This window comes from Duganella sp. S19_KUP01_CR8 (assembly GCF_036688705.1).
GTDB lineage: Bacteria > Pseudomonadota > Gammaproteobacteria > Burkholderiales > Burkholderiaceae_D > Rugamonas.
On sequence record NZ_JAQQPR010000005.1, the window covers coordinates 45,419 to 64,852 of the forward strand.

12 protein-coding genes are annotated in these 19,434 nt (G+C 64.4%); 11 read left to right on the forward strand and 1 reads right to left on the reverse strand.

Annotated elements, in window-relative coordinates; genetic code table 11:
- Nucleotides 1-135 precede the first annotated feature (135 nt).
- A complete protein-coding gene (locus V6M89_RS06490; RefSeq protein ID WP_008450659.1) occupies nt 136-336 on the forward strand; it encodes a YdcH family protein in 201 nt (66 codons plus the stop codon).
- A 30-nt stretch (nt 337-366) separates the two neighbouring features.
- Nucleotides 367-2,403 carry an ATP-dependent DNA helicase gene (locus tag V6M89_RS06495; RefSeq protein WP_442881954.1) on the forward strand — a complete coding sequence of 679 codons (2,037 nt, stop codon included), beginning with the start codon at nt 367-369 and terminating at the stop codon, nt 2,401-2,403.
- A gap of 133 nt (nt 2,404-2,536) precedes the next feature.
- Here V6M89_RS06495 and V6M89_RS06500 read toward each other — a convergent pair whose 3' ends face one another.
- Nucleotides 2,537-3,511 carry an NADPH:quinone oxidoreductase family protein gene (locus V6M89_RS06500; RefSeq protein ID WP_332852435.1) on the reverse strand — a complete coding sequence of 325 codons (975 nt, stop codon included), beginning with the start codon at nt 3,509-3,511 and terminating at the stop codon, nt 2,537-2,539.
- 178 nt (nt 3,512-3,689) lie between these two features.
- Between V6M89_RS06500 and V6M89_RS06505 the strand changes: the two genes are divergently transcribed.
- From V6M89_RS06505 to pbpC, 9 genes are all read left to right on the forward strand, one after another.
- Complete coding sequence (locus V6M89_RS06505) at nt 3,690-4,295, forward strand: toll/interleukin-1 receptor domain-containing protein (RefSeq protein ID WP_332852436.1); 606 nt, start codon at nt 3,690-3,692, stop codon at nt 4,293-4,295.
- Between the two features lie 10 nt (nt 4,296-4,305).
- Nucleotides 4,306-6,270, forward strand: coding sequence for a tetratricopeptide repeat protein (locus V6M89_RS06510; RefSeq protein WP_332852437.1), 1,965 nt, complete (start codon nt 4,306-4,308; stop codon nt 6,268-6,270).
- Between the two features lie 69 nt (nt 6,271-6,339).
- Nucleotides 6,340-7,077 (forward strand): 5'/3'-nucleotidase SurE, encoded by a 738-nt coding sequence (surE, locus tag V6M89_RS06515; RefSeq protein ID WP_332852438.1) that lies wholly within the window; start codon nt 6,340-6,342, stop codon nt 7,075-7,077.
- Complete coding sequence (locus V6M89_RS06520; protein WP_332852439.1) at nt 7,074-7,949, forward strand: protein-L-isoaspartate(D-aspartate) O-methyltransferase; 876 nt, start codon at nt 7,074-7,076, stop codon at nt 7,947-7,949. The genes surE and V6M89_RS06520 overlap by 4 nt, the downstream gene beginning before the upstream one ends.
- Nucleotides 7,950-7,978: 29 nt before the next feature.
- Nucleotides 7,979-8,923: a peptidoglycan DD-metalloendopeptidase family protein gene (locus V6M89_RS06525; RefSeq protein WP_332852440.1), complete on the forward strand. Its 945-nt coding sequence runs from the start codon at nt 7,979-7,981 to the stop codon at nt 8,921-8,923.
- A 7-nt stretch (nt 8,924-8,930) separates the two neighbouring features.
- Nucleotides 8,931-9,938 (forward strand): RNA polymerase sigma factor RpoS, encoded by a 1,008-nt coding sequence (rpoS, locus tag V6M89_RS06530; protein WP_332852441.1) that lies wholly within the window; start codon nt 8,931-8,933, stop codon nt 9,936-9,938.
- Nucleotides 9,939-10,017: 79 nt separating this feature from the next.
- A complete protein-coding gene (gene rlmD / locus V6M89_RS06535) occupies nt 10,018-11,355 on the forward strand; it encodes a 23S rRNA (uracil(1939)-C(5))-methyltransferase RlmD (RefSeq protein ID WP_332852442.1) in 1,338 nt (445 codons plus the stop codon).
- A 92-nt stretch (nt 11,356-11,447) separates the two neighbouring features.
- Nucleotides 11,448-17,183, forward strand: coding sequence for an alpha-2-macroglobulin family protein (locus V6M89_RS06540; protein WP_332852443.1), 5,736 nt, complete (start codon nt 11,448-11,450; stop codon nt 17,181-17,183).
- Nucleotides 17,180-19,330 (forward strand): penicillin-binding protein 1C, encoded by a 2,151-nt coding sequence (gene pbpC / locus V6M89_RS06545; protein WP_332852444.1) that lies wholly within the window; start codon nt 17,180-17,182, stop codon nt 19,328-19,330. Before V6M89_RS06540 ends, pbpC begins: the two co-directional genes overlap by 4 nt.
- Nucleotides 19,331-19,434: the final 104 nt, after the last annotated feature.

A 19,434-nucleotide genomic window follows, 5' to 3' on the forward strand; every position in this document is an offset into this window, starting at 1 on the left:
TCCTAGACTACGGGTGAGCGATCATTATGTTGGCGGCAAGCGCGCCGTAGATTAAACTATGCACCGTGTCGCAGTTTGTTTGCAATACGTCTGTTGTTCCATTGAAACTATTTGTGTGGGTAAAGACTGAGAATTATGACTGATGTGCAAGATATCCAGCGTCGTCTGATAGAACTCGACGTCGAACACCGCGATTTGGACGCGGTCATCGACATGCTCACGCTGGACGGCCATCACGACCAGCTGCAATTGCGCCGCCTGAAAAAGCGCAAGCTGCAATTGAAAGACCATATCACTCTGCTGAAAATGCAATTAGTGCCCGACGTTCCGGCCTGAGTCCGGCTCAGCGCCACAACTAAGTTTACCTTGACCGACCACCTTCCCACGCCCGCCGACACCATCCCCGCCGTAGTCGGCGCCACGCCCGACCAGCCCCCCGGAAAACATGACGCCGAGGTCGAACGCCTGTTCGGCGCCGGCGGACCGCTGGGTCCGGCTGTGGGCGAGTATCGTCCGCGCCGCTCGCAGACCGAGATGGCCAAGGCGGTGGCCGACGCCATCGCCAACCAGACCACGCTGATCGCCGAGGCCGGCACCGGCACTGGCAAGACCTTCGCCTACCTGGTGCCGGCGCTGTTGTGGGGCGGCAAGACCATCGTTTCCACCGGCACCAAGAACTTGCAGGATCAATTGTTCCTGCGCGACATCCCGACCGTGCGCGCCGCCTTGCAGGCGCCGGTGTCGGTGGCGTTGCTCAAGGGCCGCTCGAATTACGTCTGCCATTACCATCTGGAACGCACGCTGCAAAACGGCCGCATGACCTCGCGCGACGACGTCGGCCACCTGCGCGAAATCTCGCGTTTCCTGAAAATGACCAGCTCCGGCGACAAGGCCGAGCTGGCTCGCGTGCCGGAAAACGCGCTGATCTGGAACCTGGTGACCTCGACCCGCGACAATTGCATGGGCGCCGAGTGCCAGTATTACCAGGATTGTTTCGTCATGAAGGCGCGCAAGGAGGCCCAGCAGGCCGACGTGGTGGTGGTCAACCACCACCTGTTCTTCGCCGACGTGGCGCTGAAGGATTCCGGCATCGCCGAGTTGCTGCCGTCCGCCAATACCGTGATCTTCGATGAGGCGCACCAGCTGCCGGACACCGCCACCTTGTTCTTCGGCGACACGTTTTCGACTTCGCAGGTGCTGGAATTGTGCCGCGATGTGCTGGCCGAAGGCTTGTCCAACGCCCGCGACGGCGCCGACTGGGGCAAGGTCGTCACGGTGGTGGAGAAGGCGGCGCGCGACCTGCGCCTGACTTTCCCTCAAGATATCGTCCGTTTGTCGTTGCCGCAAATCGCGCCGTCGAGCGATTTTTTCCCGGCTCTGCAGACGCTCAAGGACGAGCTGGACGGCATGCTGGCGGTGCTGGAAACCCAGGCTGCCCGCGCGGAAACGCTGGAACAATGCCGCCAGCGCGGCCTGGAACTGGCGCAAAAATTAAAAGATTGGAAATTCGATCCCAAGGCGCGGGTGGAAAAAGGCGCCGAGGCGGTGTTCTGGGTCGAGGCTTATGCGTCGTCCTTGCAGCTGCATAAGACGCCTTTGTCGATCGCGCCGATCTTCAACGGCCAGCGCGAAGGCGTGCCGCGCAGCTGGATTTTCACCTCCGCGACCTTGGCGGTGAAGAACGATTTCGGCCATTTTTCCGAGCAAATGGGACTGGAAGGGGAGCCGTCGAAGACCTGGCCGAGCCCGTTTAATTACGAGCAGCAGGGGATTTTGTACGTCCCGCAGGGTCTGCCGGACCCGAATTCCATGGGTTATACCGACGCCGTGCTGGACCATGCGCTGCCGATTATCGAAGCGGCGGGCGGAAAAACTTTCCTTTTGTGCACGACTTTGCGCGCGGTCAAGCGCGCCGCCGAGCGTTTGCGCGACGAATTCGAGAAGCGCGGCTTGCCGTATCCGCTGTTTGTCCAGGGCGATAAAGGCCGCACCGAGCTGCTGGATCAGTTCCGCAAGGCCGGAAATGGCGTGCTGATCGGCTCGCAAAGCTTCTGGGAAGGCGTCGACGTGCGCGGCGATGCGCTGTCTTTAGTGATTATCGACAAGCTTCCGTTCGCGCCGCCGGACGATCCGGTGCTGGCCGCGCGCATCGAAGTGATGGAAAAACAGGGCAAAAACGGCTTCATGCATCATACTTTGCCGGAGGCGATTATTAACCTGAAGCAAGGTGCGGGGCGTTTGATCCGCGACGAAGGCGACCGTGGCGTGCTGATGTTGTGCGATCCGCGGGTGATTTCCAAGCCGTACGGCAAGCGGATCTGGCAGAGTTTGCCGTCCTTCAAACGCACCCGCGAACAGGCGGAAGTGATTGAATTCTTCAAAAACAAGAATTCTGAACAGTAACTTCCGGTATCAAAATCCCTGCCGTCGTGCCCGCGTAGGCGGGGATCCATGCTGATTACGCGCTAGCTCGGGCTGGGCATGGATTCCCGCTTTCGCGGGAAGTCATTTCCCCCAATGGGGGAAATGACGGCGGTTACGGCAGGATCACCACCTTGCCCGTGACCTTCCTGGCCGCCATGTCGTTCAGTGCCTGCGCCGTCTCCTCCAGCTTGTAGCGGCCCGAAATATGCGGCTTGATCTTTCCCTCCTGCAACCATCCCATCAACTGACGCATGCCGGCCAGGTTGGCTTTCGGCTCGCGTTTGACGAACTCGCCCCAGAACACGCCGACCAGTGACGCACCTTTGAGCAAGGTCAAATTGAGCGGCAATTTCGGAATCTCGCCGTTGGCGAATCCCACCACCAGATAACGCCCGCGCCACGCAATCGAGCGGAACGCCGGCTCCGCATAGTCGCCGCCGACCGGGTCGTAGATCACGTCCGGACCCTTGCCGCCGGTCGCCGCCTTGATCGCCTCGCGCAAATCTTCCTTGCTGTAGTTGATCAGCACGTCCGCGCCATGCTCTTTGCACACCGCCAGCTTCTCATCGGTCGAAGCGCAAGCAATGATGCGGGCTCCAAGGGCTTTGCCGATCTCGATCGCAGCCAGCCCCACACCGCCAGCCGCGCCAAGTACTAGCATGGTCTCGCCAGCTTTTAGCGCGGCACGGTCCGCCACCGCATGATGCGAGGTGCCGTAGGTGAGGGTGATGGCCGCCGCCGTCTCGAAATCCATGCCGGGCGGCATGGGCGCCAGGGCTTGCACCGGCACCAAAAGTTGTTGCCCAAAACCACCGGTGGCGGTGAAGGCGATGACCTGGTCGCCTGGTTTGAAAGTTGTCACATCGTCAGCAACTGAGCGCACCACGCCGGCCACTTCGCTGCCGGGAACGAAAGGCAGTTCCGGTTTGAATTGATACTTGCCTTGAATGATGAGCACGTCCGGAAAGTTGACGCCGGCCGCTTTGACATCGATCACGACCTGTCCCGGACTGGCTTGTGGATCAGGCAATTCCTGGACGGTGAGGGTATCCGGCAGTCCCCAGCTTTGACATACGACAGCTTTCATGATGGTCTCCTTGGTTTAAAAATAGAACGGTCGTTAGATTTTTATAATACCTGAATCCGCCACCGGTTTGCGCAAAGTTCGGCCTGCCGCACGTTTGCGTTGGCGCAAAGTGTCGGCTGAGCTGATTGTTAGAGTTGGTTAAACGCTGCACCGCTTTAGGGCAGCAACGGAGGATGTCATGACTATCCGTCACGGCTGCTTTTTCAGTTATGCACACGGCCAGCACGCGTACATGAGCAAGTTCAAGAACGACCTGGTCGAAGCGCTCAAGTGCTACCTGGAGCCGCACTTCGACAACGAGAACGAACTCTTTGTTGATAGCGAGCAACTAGGTGGCGGCGACGACCTCGACCAGAAGATCGCGCGCGCCATGTGTGAGAGCGCTTGCATGATTGTTATTTATACACCGAAATACGAAGCCCACGCCTACACCCGCCGTGAGTTTGCAGCAATGCAACTTATTGAGAATGAACGCAAGCTTTGGTATTCGCTGCCCAGCCACCTGATCATCCCCGTCATCATGACCCGTCACCCGGACGGTTTGCCGCCGCAAATTTCCGGGCCGGGCATGTATGTCGATTTTTCCCGCTACACGCTGGCCAGCGGCGATTTGAAAACCAATCCTGAATTCCTGCCGGATATAGAAAAGATTGTTTTGCGAATTGCCGAGCATTACCACTACCTAAAACGATGCACGCCGCCGGGGCATGACTGTGGTCGTTTTGTCATGCCGGAGATCCCGCCTGAATGGCGTGCACATCCTCCTCCACACTTCCCACGCTAAAAGGTTTGCCATGGACATCACTGCCTTGTCGCTGCCGTCGTTGACTGGAACCGGCGAAGTCGTCACTTTCTATTCTTACAAGGGCGGGACCGGGCGCAGCATGGCCCTGTCCAATATCGCAGTGTTGCTGGCGCGACAACAGAACGCCACCACGCCGGTATTGATGATCGATTGGGACCTGGAAGCGCCTGGCCTGCATCATTACTTCGACCACCACGACGAGGGGCCGGGTGTGCTGGAACTGTTCGAAGCTTGCCGCGAGCAACTGATGCGCCGCCACAAAGGCGCGGCCCTGCTGGACGAGGAGGAGCTGGCCCACGAAGTGCTGGCCGCCGTCGGCTGGGAGCAATATGTCAGCCGGGTCGACCAGAGCAGCCAGTTGTACCTGATGCGCGCCGGCCGCTTCGACGACAGCTACGGCGAGCGGCTGGCCGCGATGCACTGGGACGATCTGTTCAATAGCTGCCCGGCGCTGTTCCGCTGCTTTGCCGACAATCTGGCGCGGCATTTCCGCTACGTGCTGGTCGATTCCCGTACCGGCCGCACCGACAGCGCCGGCATCTGCACGACCTTGCTGCCGCGCAAGCTGGTGGTGGTATTCACGCCCAACCGCCAAAGCCTGGAGGGCGTGCAGGCGCTGGTCACCCGCGCGACCGCCTACCGTCGCAGTCATGAGGATGAACAGCGGCCATTATTGGTCTATCCTCTGCCATCGCGCATCGAAATGGGCGACAGCGCCCAGCGCGCGCAATGGCGGCGCGGCGACCAGCAGCAACGCATACTGGGCTACCAACCGATCTTCGAGCAGTTGCTGTGTTCGTGCTACGGCATGTCGCAGATGTCGCTGGACAGCTATTTCGATGAAGTCCAGCTGCAACAAACCCGTACCTTCGCCTATGGCGAGCAACTGGCGGTGCGCATGGATCAGGGCGGCGACCGCTTTTCGCTGACGCGCACCTTCGAAGCCTTCCTCGATTGGTTGGCCGGCGGCTATTTCCCGTGGCAATCGAGCCGCGAGATTCATCTGCTGGCTTCGATAGTCGACGCGCGCCGGGCGCTGGAGGAGGGCGGCGTGCGGGCGCTGTCGCAGCCGCTGGCGCGCGATCTCAACCTGCTGGGCGAACTCTATCGTCGTGAGGGGCGGCTGCGGCAGGCGCTGACGTGCTTCGAAGAAAGCATGAGCCTGCGCCAGCGCGGCTTGGGCGAGGACCATCCGGACACCCTGGCCAGCAAGAGCAATCTGGCCGGCGTGCTGCGTGTGCAGGGCCAGCTGGATGACGCCCAGTTCCTCGAAGAATGCATCGTCGAAGCGCGCGAGCGCCTGCTGGGGCGGGAGCATCTCGATACGCTGGCGGCGCGCGCCAACCTGGCGGCCACGCTGGCCGAGCAGGGGCGCGCGGCCGAAGCGCTGGCCATGCTGGACGCGGTGCTGGACGCCTACCTGCGCCTGCTGGGCTCGGAACACCTGCTGACCTTGGCTTGCAAGGCGAGCCGGGCCGACATGCTGTTCCGGCGCGGTGACACCGAACACGCGCGCATCGCGCAGGAGCAGGTGCTGGCGGCGCGCAAGCGCCTGCTGGGTGCCGAACATGCCGATACCCTGCGCAGCAAGACCGCGCTGGGCTGCACCTTGCTGCGGATGCAAGAACTGGACGCCGCCTGCAGCCTGTTCGAGGCCGTGCTGCAGGCGCAGATCCGGCGCCTGGGCCCGGATCACCCGGATACCCGCAAGGCGCGCGCCCAGCTGGCGGACGTGCAGGTGCAACTGGGTGGGCCGGTCGGCGGGCGGATGGGCGAGCCGGCGCTGGTGCCGGAACTGCATCAGGACGCCGCCGCCGCCGATTACGGCGATGCCCTGTCGCGGCCGCTGCGCCAGCGCGAGCGGCCCGGCGCCAGCGATCTGTGGACCCGCGCGGCCGAAGAGTTGCTGGCATTGGACGGCCATTTGTCCGCTACCCGGCCGCCGTCGCGCTAGCGCAAATTTATCTGGTTTGGAGGCCGCCGGCACGCGCAGTCAGGCCATTGCTTCAGGTAAAATCTCCGTATGAGAATCCTGATCAGTAATGACGACGGCTACCTGGCGCCGGGCATCAACGCGTTGGCGGAAGCCCTGGCGCCGATCGCCGACATCGTGGTCGTGGCGCCGGACAGCAACCGCTCCGGCGCTTCCAATTCCCTGTCGCTGGACCGGCCGCTCTCGGTGCAACGGGCAGCCAACGGTTTCTATTTTGTCAACGGTACGCCAACCGACTGCGTCCACGTGGCGCTGACCGGCATGCTGGACTACAGGCCCGACCTGGTGGTGTCCGGCATCAACAACGGCCCGAATATGGGCGACGACACGCTGTACTCCGGCACCGTCGCCGCCGCCACCGAGGGTTATCTGTTCGGCATCCCCGCCATCGCCTTCTCGCAGGGCGCCTACGGCTGGGAGCACATCGAGGACGCCGCGCGTCATGCGCGTGACATTATCCAGCGCTATTATGAAACGTTGCCGGCGCCGTATCTGCTGAACGTCAACATCCCGAACCGGCCCTACGAGCAGCTGACGATTCCGGTCGCCACGCGGCTGGGCCGGCGCCACCAGGCCGAGCCGGTGATACGGGCCCAGGATCCGCGCGGCAGGGAAATTTTCTGGATCGGCCCGCCGGGCGCGACCAAGGACGCAGGCGAGGGCACGGATTTCTACGCCTGCGCCCAGGGCCAGACCTCGATCACGCCGCTGCAGATCGACCTGACCCACAAAACTCAACTTGATGCATTGGCAAAGGCCCTGGCATGAACGACAAGAACCGTAGCTTTCCCCTCCCGCTATCCTCGGTAGTCGATAAGGGGGCCAAGAAGGCGACGGTGTTCGCGCCGGTGGCGACGCCGCAGACGGCGACCCAGAACGCGGCCCGCCACGTGGCGCCGCAGCACGGTTATGCCACGCCGCGGCCGATGGCGGCGCCATCCAAGTCGCACAGCTACGCGATGGAACGGGCGCAGCCGGTGCAAGCGCCGGCGCCGCGCGGCAATCCGCTGGTGTCGGACGCGGTGCGCCGCGCCATGGTGCAGCGGATCGCCAGGCAGGGCGTCAAGGACGCGGTGGTGCTGGGGGCGATGGAGAACGTGCCGCGCCATATGTTCATGGACGAGGCGCTGGCCTCGCAAGCGTATATCGACGCCTCGCTGCCGATCGGCCACCACCAGACCATCTCCCAGCCCTACATCGTCGCCCGCATGATCGAGGTGATGCGCAACGGCGGCCCGTTGCAGCGCGTGCTGGAGATCGGCACCGGCTGCGGCTACCAGGCGGCGGTGCTGTCCTGCGTGGCGCAGGAGGTGTATTCGATCGAGCGCATCAAGCCGTTGCACGAGCTGGCCAAGGCCAATCTGCGGCCGCTGCGCGTGCCGAACCTGCGTTTGCACTACGGAGATGGTATGCTAGGCCTGCCGCAAGCGGCCCCGTTCGACGGTATCATCCTGGCGGCCGCCGGCCTGGAAGTGCCGCAAGCACTGCTGGAACAGCTGACCATAGGTGGTCGGCTGGTGGCGCCGGTGGGCGTCCGCGCGCAGCACCTGGAATTAATTACACGCATCGGCAAGGCAGAATGGGCCAGCGTCACGCTGGAAGACTGCCATTTCGTGCCGCTGCGTCCGGGCACGATATGACGTGCCCGTATCATTAGACTAAGATGAGAATGACAAATAAAAGTAACTTGCTCGCAATGAGCTTTGCGCTCGCTTTATTGAGCGCCTGCAGTACCACCCCGAATCAGGCACCGGTCGTCGACCGCACCGTGCCGCCGCCAGTCAAACCCGCCACGCCGAGCGAAACGGCGCAGATCGCCCGCGACGAGCGCGGCCTGTACACCGTCAAGAAAGGCGATACGCTGATCCGCATCGCGCTGGAATACGGCCAGAACTACCGTGACCTGGTGACCTGGAACAACCTGGCCAACCCGAACGACATCAAGGTCGACCAGGTGCTGCGCGTGCTGCCGCCCGACAGCGCGGCCAACGGCGTGCAGACCGGCGCCATCGTCATGCCGCCGGCGGAAAAGACGCCGCCGACCCCGCCAGTGGTCAAGAAAACCGAGCCGAAAGGCGAGAAAAAACCTTATTCGGACAGCGCGCTGGCCGAATTGCAACGCGCCGACAGCAACGGCAACGGTAACGGCAAGGCCGAGGGCGGCATCAAGCCGGCCCCGGCGCCATCGCCCGCCGTCACCTCCGTGCCGCCGGCCGCCGCCGCTGCCAGCGCCAGCGCCGACGAGGAAAAACTAAGCTGGATGTGGCCGTCCGATGGGCGTGTCATCGCCACCTTCGACGAAGGCAAGAACAAGGGCGTGGACATCGCCGGCAAGGCGGGCCAGCAAGTCGTGGCTGCCGGGGCCGGAAAAGTGATGTATGCCGGCAGCGGCATCCGTGGATATGGTAATCTCGTTATTGTGAAACACAGTAATAGCTTGTTGTCGGCCTACGCCCACAATCGTACTATTGTGGTCAAGGAAGGCCAGAGCGTGACCAAGGGACAAATGATTGCTGAAATGGGCGATTCGGATGCCGATTCCGTCAAGCTGCACTTTGAAATCAGGCAGCAGGGCAAACCGGTGGACCCGTCCAGATTCCTGCCTAACCGCTAGCTGAACCATGACACAGACGCCGCACGACCCGATGGATGACGACTCGGCCCCGGACGAATTCCCGGACGAGAGCAATGATGATGTTGCCATCGAATCTGCGGATGGCGAGGCGGAAACCGTCGAACCGGGCGCGGTGCTGGAAAGCGTCGATGAATTGAAAAAGGTGCTGGCGGCCGAACTGTCGACCGACACCACCCAGCACTACCTGAACCAGATCGGCACCCGTCCGCTGCTGACGGCGCCGCAGGAAGTGCACTACGCCACCCGCGCCAAGGCCGGCGACTTCTCCGCCCGCCAGACCATGATCGAGCACAACCTGCGTCTGGTGGTCTCGATCGCCAAGCACTACATCAACCGCGGCGTGGTCCTGCTCGACATGATCGAGGAGGGCAACATCGGCCTGATGCGCGCCATCGACAAGTTCGAGCCGGAGCGCGGCTTCCGTTTTTCCACGTACGCGACCTGGTGGATACGCCAGAGCATCGAGCGCGCCATCATGAACCAGGCCCGCACGGTGCGCCTGCCGGTGCACATGGTGCGCGAGCTGAACCAGATCCTGCGCGGCAAATACCATCTCGAAGCCCAGCACCACAACGGCAAGGACGCCACCGCCGAGGACATCGCCGAACTGGTCGGCCGCCCGGTGGAAGAGGTGCAGGACATCCTCGCGCTGTCCGAGCACGCCACCTCGCTCGATGCGCCGCTGGACAACGATCCGCAATCGTCGCTGATGGACATGCTGCCCGGCGACGCCGACGACAGCCCGGACGCCCGCGCCGAGCACCACGAAATGACCTTGCTGGTGCGCGACTGGCTGACCAAGCTGCCGGACAAGCAGCGCATCGTCATCATGCGCCGCTTCGGCCTGGACAACGACGATCCGGCCACGCTGGAAACGCTGGCCGAGGAAATGGGCGTCACCCGTGAGCGGGTGCGCCAGATCCAGCAGGAAGCGCTGGTCAAGCTGAAACGTGCCATGGCCGCGCGCGGCGTGGTGCGCGATTCCCTGCTGTAGTTCATTCCCATTCTGCTATCATGTTGGCCCCGGCACACGAGTGCCGGCGCTAGCCATTCCCTTTTTAATATTGAACGTTATGCAAGAAAATACAATCTTCATCAAGTCGCTCGACATGGACGCCCGCGGCGTCGGCCATCTGGAAAATGAAGACGGCTCCCAAGGTAAAGTGGTGTTTGTCGAAGGCGCCCTGCCTGGCGAGACGGTGAAATTCACCACGTTCAAGAAGAAGAAAAACTGGGAAATGGCGCGCATGGACGAGCTGTTGCGCGAATCCTCTCTGCGCGTGAAGCCGGAGTGCGTGCACTTCGAGATGTGCGGCGGCTGCTCGATGCAGCATCTGGAGCCGACCGCGCAGGTCGCGATCAAGCAGCGCGTGCTGGAAGATAACCTGCAACACATCGGCAAGGTGCGTCCGCTGTCGGTGATGCGTCCGATGTACGGCCCGACCTGGGGCTACCGCTACCGCGCGCGCCTGTCGGTGCGCCATGTGGCCAAGAAGGACACGGTGCTGGTCGGCTTCAACGAAAAGAAAACCATCTTCGTGGCCGATATCAAGAGCTGCCTGATCCTGCCCAAGCATGTCTCGGATCTGCTGCTGCCGCTGCGCGCGCTGATTGGTTCGCTCACCTTGTTCGACCAGATTCCGCAAATCGAATTGGCCATCGGCGAAGGCGTGACCGCGCTGGTGCTGCGCATCATGTCGCCGCTGGGCGAGGGCGACGATGTCAAGCTGAAGGCCTTCGCCGACCAGCACAATATCCAGTTCTGGCTGCAGACCAAGGGTCCTGAGACGGCCGCACCCTTTTACCCGCTGGACCAGGAGCTGTACTACCTGCTGCCGGAGTTCGGCATCAAGATGCCGTTCAAGCCGGTCGACTTCACGCAGGTCAACCACTACATCAACCGCGTGCTGGTGACCAAGGCCCTGCGCCTGCTGGACGTGCAGCCTGAGGACCGCGTGGCCGACCTGTTCTGCGGCCTGGGCAACTTCACGCTGCCGCTGGCGACGCAGGCGCGCGAGGTGGTGGGCATCGAAGGCCTGACCTCGCTGACCGAGCGCGCGCTGGACAACGCCAAGGCCAACGGCCTGTCGGACAAGACCACCTTCTACACCCGCAACCTGTTCGAGGTCACGGCCGATCACCTGGTCGAGCTGGGCAAGTTCGACCGCATGCTGATCGACCCACCGCGCGACGGCGCCATGGCGCTGAGCGAAGCGCTGGTGGCCCTGAGTCAGACCCGCGCCGACCTGCTGCCCAAGCGTATCGTCTACGTGTCGTGCAGCCCGTCGACGCTGGCGCGCGACGCCGGTATCCTGGTGCAGGCTGGCTATGTGCTCGACAAGGCTGGCGTGATCAATATGTTCCCGCATACGTCGCATGTGGAATCAATGGGCGTGTTCAACTTGGCTTGATGCGTTAGCCTGATGTTTTTCTTGTAATGTTATTGACATTGCTGGGGGCGTTTGCAACACTGGTCTGATTCCTCATCAGCACCGGAGTTGGCATGCGCCTCCTGTCTCGCTTTATCAGCATGGCCGCCTTGTGCAGCCTGCCGCTGGCCGTCCTGGCCCAGACTTCCGTCACCTCCTTTTCTCCTTCCGGCGTCGTCAAAGGCGTGCGGCAGGCGACCGCGCGCTTCAGCGGCCAGATGGTCCCATTGGGCGACATGCGCCTGGGCGATCCGTTCACCGTCGATTGTCCGGAAGAGGGCAAGGGCCGCTGGATCGACGGCAAAAACTGGAGCTACGATTTCGTCCGCGACCTGCCGGCCGGCGTGGCATGCAGTTTCACGCTGAAGCTGGACGCGAAGGACCTGGCGGGCAAGCCGCTATCCGGTGAGCGCCGTTTCGCCTTTAACACCGGCGGTCCCGCCATCGTGCAATCGATGCCGCGCGAGGGCGCGGCGGATATCGACGAGCAGCAGATCTTCATCCTCGGCCTGGACGCGCCGGCCAGCGACGACACCGTGGCCGCGCATGCGTGGTGCCGCGCCGAAGGCATCAACGAAAAAATCGGCGTGCGGGTGCTGGCCGGCGCGGAGCGCGAGCAGATACTGGAACAGCGCAAGTCCTTCATGGACCGCTACCTGACCATCTACTTCAAGGCGCGCGGCGTGGTGTGGGGCGCCACCGCGACGGTGCGCAGCAAGCGCCTGGAAAAGCTGCCGCTGGCGGTCCTGCAATGCAAGCGCCGCCTGCCTGCGAACGCGGAAGTTTCGCTGGTCTGGGGCGCGGGCATCGCGGCGGACAGCGGCATCGCGACCACGCAGGAGCAGACCTGGTCGTACAAGACGCGCCCCGAGTTCACCGCCAAGTTCAGTTGCGACAGACTGAAAACCGACGGCGGCTGCATCCCCTTCCTGCCTGCCCGCCTGGAGTTCACCGCGCCGATCCGCATGGCCGATGCCCTGGCCATCAAGTTGACCGGCTCTGGCGGCAAAGTCTTCAAGGCCAGCGTCAACAAGGAAGAAGCCAAGGCCGATTACGTCAGCTGGCTGACCATTGAAGGTCCGTTCCCGGAGAAGTCCAAACTGATGCTGTCGCTGCCGGCCGGCTTGAAGGACGACGCCAACCGACCCTTGCTGAATCAGGCGCGCTTCCCGATGGCGGTGCAGATGGACGTGCAGCCGCCGCTGGTCAAGTTCCCGGCGCGCTTCGGCATCATCGAGGCCAAGGGCGACCGCCTGCTGCCGGTCACGGTGCGCAATGTCGAGGGCACGCTGGCCGGGCGCACGTCGCGGGTCGACGGCGCGTCCTTGCGCGTCAACGACGGCGGCGTCGCGCAGGATGAGCAGGACCGGCAGGTCATGTCCTGGCTGCGCCGCCTTTCCGGCTATGGCTGGGAACCGCGGGAGCTGTATGGCGAGGCCTTGTATCAGCCGCTGCTGGGCGAGAGCAAGAAGGCGCCGGTCGGCGCGGTCGAGCGCTTCACCATGCCCAAGCCGGGCGGACGCCAGGCCTTCGAGGTGGTCGGCATCCCGCTGCGCAAGCCGGGCTTCTACGTGGTCGAACTGGCCAGCCCCAAGCTGGGCGCGGCGCTGAACGACAAGCCATCCACCGCCTATGTCAGCACGGCGGCGCTGGTGACCAATATGGTGGCGCACTTCAAGCGCGGCGCGCAGTCGTCGCTGGTGTGGGTGACGTCGCTGGACAAGGGCAAGCCGGTGCCGCAAGCGCAGGTGACGGTGCGCGATTGCGCCGGCAAGCAGATATGGCAGGGCGTCACCAACAACATGGGCGTAGCCAGCATCGCGAAGGAACTGCCAGAGAGCAGCTGCGAATCCGCCGGCGGCTACTTCATCAGCGCGCGCAATGGCGCGGACATGACCTTTACGCTGTCCAGCTGGACGCGCGGCATCGAGAGTTGGCGCTTCAACCTGCCGACCGAAGGCAGCAACGCCGACAACGTCATCGCCGCCACCGTATTCGACCGCACGCTGCTGCGCGCCGGCGAAACGGTGCATATGAAGCATTTCCTGCGCCGCCATGTCGAACAGGGCATCGCGCTGGTCGGCGCGAACGATGCGTCGCGTAAGGCGCGGCCGGGCAGCATCTTCGTCATGCACGAAGGGAGCGAGCAGAAATATGAGCTGCCGATCGCCTGGAACGCCAACGGCAGCGCGGAAAACCAGTGGGCGATACCGGCCGACGCCAAGCAGGGCTGGTACTCCGTCATGCTGGGCGGCCGCACGGCGGGACGCTTCCGCGTCGAACAGTTCCGCGTGCCGACCATGAAGGCCATCCTGCAAGGACCGAAGACGCCGGCCATCCAGGCGCCGGCTGTGGACCTGGATGTGCAGCTCAGCTACCTGTCCGGCGGCGGCGCCGGTGGCGCGGCCGTGCAGCTGCGCACCGTGGTGCAGGACAAGGCGGTCAACTTTGAGGACTATGCGGATTTTACCTTCAGCGCCGGCGACGTCAAGGTCGGGGTGGAGCGCAGCAACGGCGCCTTCGATGAAGACGAAGGCATGTTCGAGGAGGGCGAGGCCGACGCCGATGCCAACGGCGGCGCGGTCAGCGGCCCGTCCGGCATCAAGACCCGCAGCCTCACGCTGGACAAGGCCGGCGGCGCGCGCGTCACGCTGGACCAGCTGCCGACGGTGCAAACGCCGCACGACCTGACGGCAGAAATGTCCTACCAGGACGCCAACGGCGAAACGCTGTCCGTCTCTACACGCATACCATTGTGGCCGTCCAGCTACGTGATCGGCATTCAGCCGGACGGCTGGGTGCTGAGCAAGGACGCGCTGAAATTCCAGGTGGTGGTGCTGGACCTGCAAGGCAAGCCGGTGGCCGATGCGCCGGTGTCGGTGGACTTCTTCCAGCGGCAATCGTACTCGCATCGCCGGCGTTTGATCGGGGGCTTCTACGCCTACGAGAACAACAACGAAGTCAAGGCGCTGGGCGCCGCTTGCGAAGGCAAGACCGACGACAAGGGCCTGTTGATCTGCCAGGTCAAGGCGCCCGCGTCGGGCAACCTGATCCTGCGCGCCAAAACGCAGGACGGCCAACAGCGCGTTGCGATGACCAACCGCGAAACTTGGGTGGCCGACGGCGCCGACTGGTGGTTCAACGCCACCGACAACGACCGCATCGACCTGCTGCCGGAGAAGAAGCGCTACGAGCCGGGCGAAACGGCCAGCTTCCAGGTACGCATGCCGTTTCGCGAAGCGACTGCTTTGATCACCGTGGAGCGCGAAGGCATCATCGATACCTATGTGCGGCCGTTGTCGGGCAGCTCGCCGGTGTTCACCATCCCGGTCAAGAACAGCTACGCGCCCAATGTGTACGTATCGGCGCTGGTGGTGCGCGGCCGCGTGGCCAGCGTGCAGCCGACCGCGCTGGTCGACCTGGGCAAGCCCGCCTACAAGCTGGGGATCACGCCGCTGCGGGTGGGCTGGTCAGCCAATGAATTGAAGGTGCAGGTCACGGCCGACAAGCCGGTCTACAACATCCGCGACAAGGCCACCGTGGCGGTCAAGGTCACGCGTTCGGACGGCTCGGCGCCGCCGGCAGGCGCCGAGGTGGCGCTGGCGGCGGTCGATGTCGGCCTGCTGGAGCTGATGCCCAACACCAGCTGGGATCTGCTGGAAGCGATGATGCAGCAGCGCAGTCTGCAAGTGGAGACGGCGACCGCGCAGATGCAGGTGGTCGGCAAGCGCCACTTCGGCCGCAAGGCCGTGCCGCATGGCGGTGGCGGCGGCAAGGGCGCGGGGCGTGAGCTGTTCGATACGCTGCTGTTCTGGAAGGCTCGCGTCACGCTGGACGCCAACGGCGAAGCCACGGTGCAGGTGCCGATCAACGACTCGCTGACGGCCTTCCGCATCGTCGCCATCGCCAGCGCCGACGCCGATTTGTTCGGCACCGGCCGCACCGAGGTGCGCAGCTCGCAGGATCTGATACTGCTGTCAGGCCTGCCCGCGCTGGTGCGCGAGGGCGATCGCTTCCGCGCCGGCTTCACGCTGCGTAATACCACCAATGCCGCCGTCAAGGTGGCGCTGACCGCCAATGCGGGCGGCAAGGCGCTGGCGCCGCAGCAGGTGGCGCTGGAGGCGGGGCAGGCGCAGGATATAGGCTGGGATTACCAGGTGCCGCCGTCCGTCAGCTCGTTGGCGTGGGACGTGAGCGCCAGCATCGTAACTGATGGCGAGGGCGGTGCGGCGTCGCGCGACCGGCTGAAGGTCAAGCAGAAGGTGGTGGCCGCCGTGCCGGTCCGCACCACGCAGGCGACCTTGCTGCAGCTTGATGGCAAGCAGTCCATGCAGGTGCGCTTGCCGGACGATGCGTTGCCGGGACGCGGCGGTGTGCAGGCACAGTTCAGCGCCAGGCTCGGTAGTGACCTGCCGGGCGTGCGCGACTACATGAGCGCTTATCCATACCGCTGCTTCGAGCAGGTCAGCTCGCGCGCCATCGCGCTGCACGACAAGACGATGTGGCAGTCGGCGGTCGATACGCTGCCTGCGCATCTGGACGCCGATGGCTTGGTCAAGTACTTCGCCAGCATGCAGCAGGGCTCCGATACGTTGACCGCCTACGTGCTGTCGGCCTCGCAGGAAGCCGGCTACGTCATTCCCGATGAACTGAAGGGGCGCATGGAGAGTGGCCTGATGGCCTTCGTGCAGGGCAAGGTGACGCGCTACTCGTCGCTACCGACCGCCGACCTGGCGATCCGCAAGATGGCCGCGCTGGAGGCGCTGTCGCGTTCCAACGGCATCCTGCCGGAGGCGCTGGAGTCGTTCTCGGTCGAGCCGAATTTGTGGCCGACGTCCGCCGTCATCGACTGGTACCTGGTGCTCAAGCGCTCGCCCAAGCTGCCGCAGCACGCGCAGCGACTGGCGCAGGCGGACCAGATCCTGCGTTCGCGCCTGAACCTGCAAGGCACGACGATGGGCTTCTCAACCGAACGCACCGACGACTGGTGGTGGCTGATGGCCTCCGCCGACAGTAACGCCAACCGGTTGCTGCTGGCGATGGTCGACAACCCGGCCTGGAAGGAAGATATCGGCCGCCTGGCGCGCGGCGCGCTGGGACGGCAGAAGAAGGGCCGCTGGGGCACGACGGTGGCCAATGCCTGGGGCACGCTGGCGATTGACCGCTTTTCGCAGAAGTTCGAGAACGTGGCGGTGACCGGCACCAGCAGCGCCACGCTGGGGCAGGCCAGCAAGAGCATCGCCTTCGGCGGCGCGACCAAGGGCGGCAGCGCGCTGCTGCCATGGCCGCGCGGCAGCGGCGAGCTGGAACTGGCCCACGCCGGCACGGGCAAGCCGTGGGTGACGGTGCAGACGCTGGCCGCATTGCCTCTGAGGACGCCGGTATCGAGCGGCTACAAGATCGCCAAGACCATCACGCCGGTGGAGCAGAAGAAGGCCGGCGTCTGGTCGCGCGGTGACGTCTATCGCGTGCATCTGGATCTGGAAGCGCAGTCGGACATGACCTGGGTGGTGGTGGACGATCCGATCCCGGCCAGCGCCACGGTGCTGGGCTCCGGGCTGGGACGCGATTCGCGATTGCTCAGCAGCGGCAACAAGAACAGCGGTTGGACCTGGCCGGTGTTCGAGGAGCGCACCTTCGAGGGCTATCACGCGTTCTATCAGTTTGTCCCGAAAGGCAAGTGGAGCGTGGAGTACACTGTGCGCTTGAATAATCCGGGCCAGTTCAACCTGCCGACCACGCGCGTCGAAGCGATGTACAGCCCGGAGATGTTTGGCGAAGCGCCGAATGCACCGATGAGCGTTAAATGAAACTGATTGCGGCAACACTGCTGGCGCTGGCCGGCGCCGCGCAAGGCGCACCGGCCGCCGGCGCAGCCGGTCCAGCCGGTCCAGCCGGTGCCGCCGCCGCATCCACCGGCGTGCCGACGCCGGAGCAGGTGCGCGCCGCCTACCGCTCCTCGGAAGCCCAACTGCTGGACCGCCACGGCCAGCCGGTGCAATCGCTGCGCATCGACATGAAGGTGCGCCGCCTGCCGTGGGTGGCGCTGGCCGACATCTCACCCAGCCTGCCGGCGGCGGTGCTGCAAGCCGAAGACCAGCGTTTCTACGAACACGGAGGCGTCGACTGGAGCGCGGCAACCAAGGCCGCCTGGGACAACCTGTTCCGCAGCCGTCCGCGCGGCGCCTCCACCATCACCATGCAACTGGCGGCCCAGTTGGACCCGCATCTGCAAGCATCGGCCAAGGGCCGCAGCTGGGGCCAGAAGTGGGACCAGATCAAGGCCGCCCGCCAGCTCGACGCGACGTGGACCAAGCCGCAGATCATGGAAGCGTATCTGAACCTGGTGTCCTTCCGCGGCGAGCTGCAAGGCGTGGGCGCGGCGGCGCGCGGCTTGTTCGGCAAGGCGCCGTCGGGATTGAACCTGACCGAATCGATGATCCTGGCCAGCCTGTTGCGCGGGCCGGGCGCGGCGCCCAAGGTGGTGTGGCAGCGCGCGTGCGCGCTGTCGCGCGAGCTCAAGGCGCCGGCCACCTGCAATGAGATCGAGCTGCGGACCCTGGTCGCGATGGGCCGTCCGTTACTGGCGGCCGAGCTGCCGCCGGCGCCGCAAGTGGCGCAGCAGCTGTTGACCGGCGCCAGTGGCGGCCAGGCGGTGCGCAGCACGCTCGATGGCGATTTGCAGCGTTACGCGCAAACGGCCTTGCGCCAGCAGTTGATGACGCTGAGGGAGCGCAACGTCAACGACGGTGCGCTGGTGGTGCTGGATAACGCCAGCGGCGAGATCCTGGCCTACGTCGGCAACGCCGGCGGCGGCGAGGTCGATGGCGTGGCGGCGTTGCGGCAGGCCGGGTCCACGCTCAAGCCCTTTCTGTACGAGCTGGCGCTGGAGCGCAAGCTGATCACGGCGGCCTCGGTGATGGACGACACCGCGATCGATATCTCCACGCCGTCCGGCCTGTACATCCCGCAGAACTATGACAAGGACTTCAAGGGCCACGTCAGCGTGCGCACCAGTCTGGCCAGTTCGCTCAATGTGCCGGCGGTGCGCACGCTGGTGATGACAGGCATGGAGCGCTTCTACGAGCGCCTGCATGACGTAGGGCTGAGCAGCCTGACCGAGTCGCCAGACTTTTACGGCTATTCGCTGGCGCTGGGTTCCGCCGAGGTGTCGCTGCTGGAGTTGAGCAACGCGTATCGCACGCTGGCCAACGGCGGCATGTACGGTGCGGTGACACTGGGGTCGCGCGCCGGTGCTGCGCCTGCGCCCACGTCGCGCCGGGCGCTGGATGCCAGGGCCGCCTTCATCGTCGGCGACATCCTGTCCGACCGCGCCGCGCGCAGCCTGACCTTCGGCTTGAAGAACGAGCTGGCCACCACCTTCTGGAGCGCGGTCAAGACCGGTACCAGCAAGGACATGCGCGACAACTGGTGCATGGGTTACTCGGATAAATACACGGTCGGCGTCTGGGTCGGTAATTTCGACGGCCAGTCGATGTGGGATGTTTCCGGCGTCACCGGCGCGGCGCCGGTGTGGCGCGACGTGATGGATTACCTGCACCGTGGCCAGGCCGGCCGCGCACCGCAACCCCCGGCGGGCGTGCTACGCCAGCAGATCGTCTACCAGCCGGCGGTGGAGTCGGCGCGCGGCGAGTGGTTCATCGCCGGCACCGAAACTCCGGTCATCGCGCTGGTGCAGGATACACAGCGCGCGGCGAAGATTCTGTATCCGGGCGAGGCCAGCATCATCGCCATCGACCCCGACATCCCGGACGCCGTCCAGCGCGTCTTCTTCCAGGCCCAGGCAGGGAAGGGCCTGTACTGGCGCCTGGACGGCGCCGACCTCGGCCAAGCCAACGCCGACTACGCCTGGCGCCCCGTCCCCGGCGCCCACCAGCTGGCCCTGATCGACGCCAACGCCCAAGTCGTCGCCACCACCCGTTTCCATGTCCGCTGACGGCCGGGGCGCCGTCATTCCCGCGAAAGCGGGAATCCATAGGCCGCGTCCCGAGTGGCTCAGCATGGATTCCCGCCTTCGCGGGAATGACGGGTCAGTGAAAT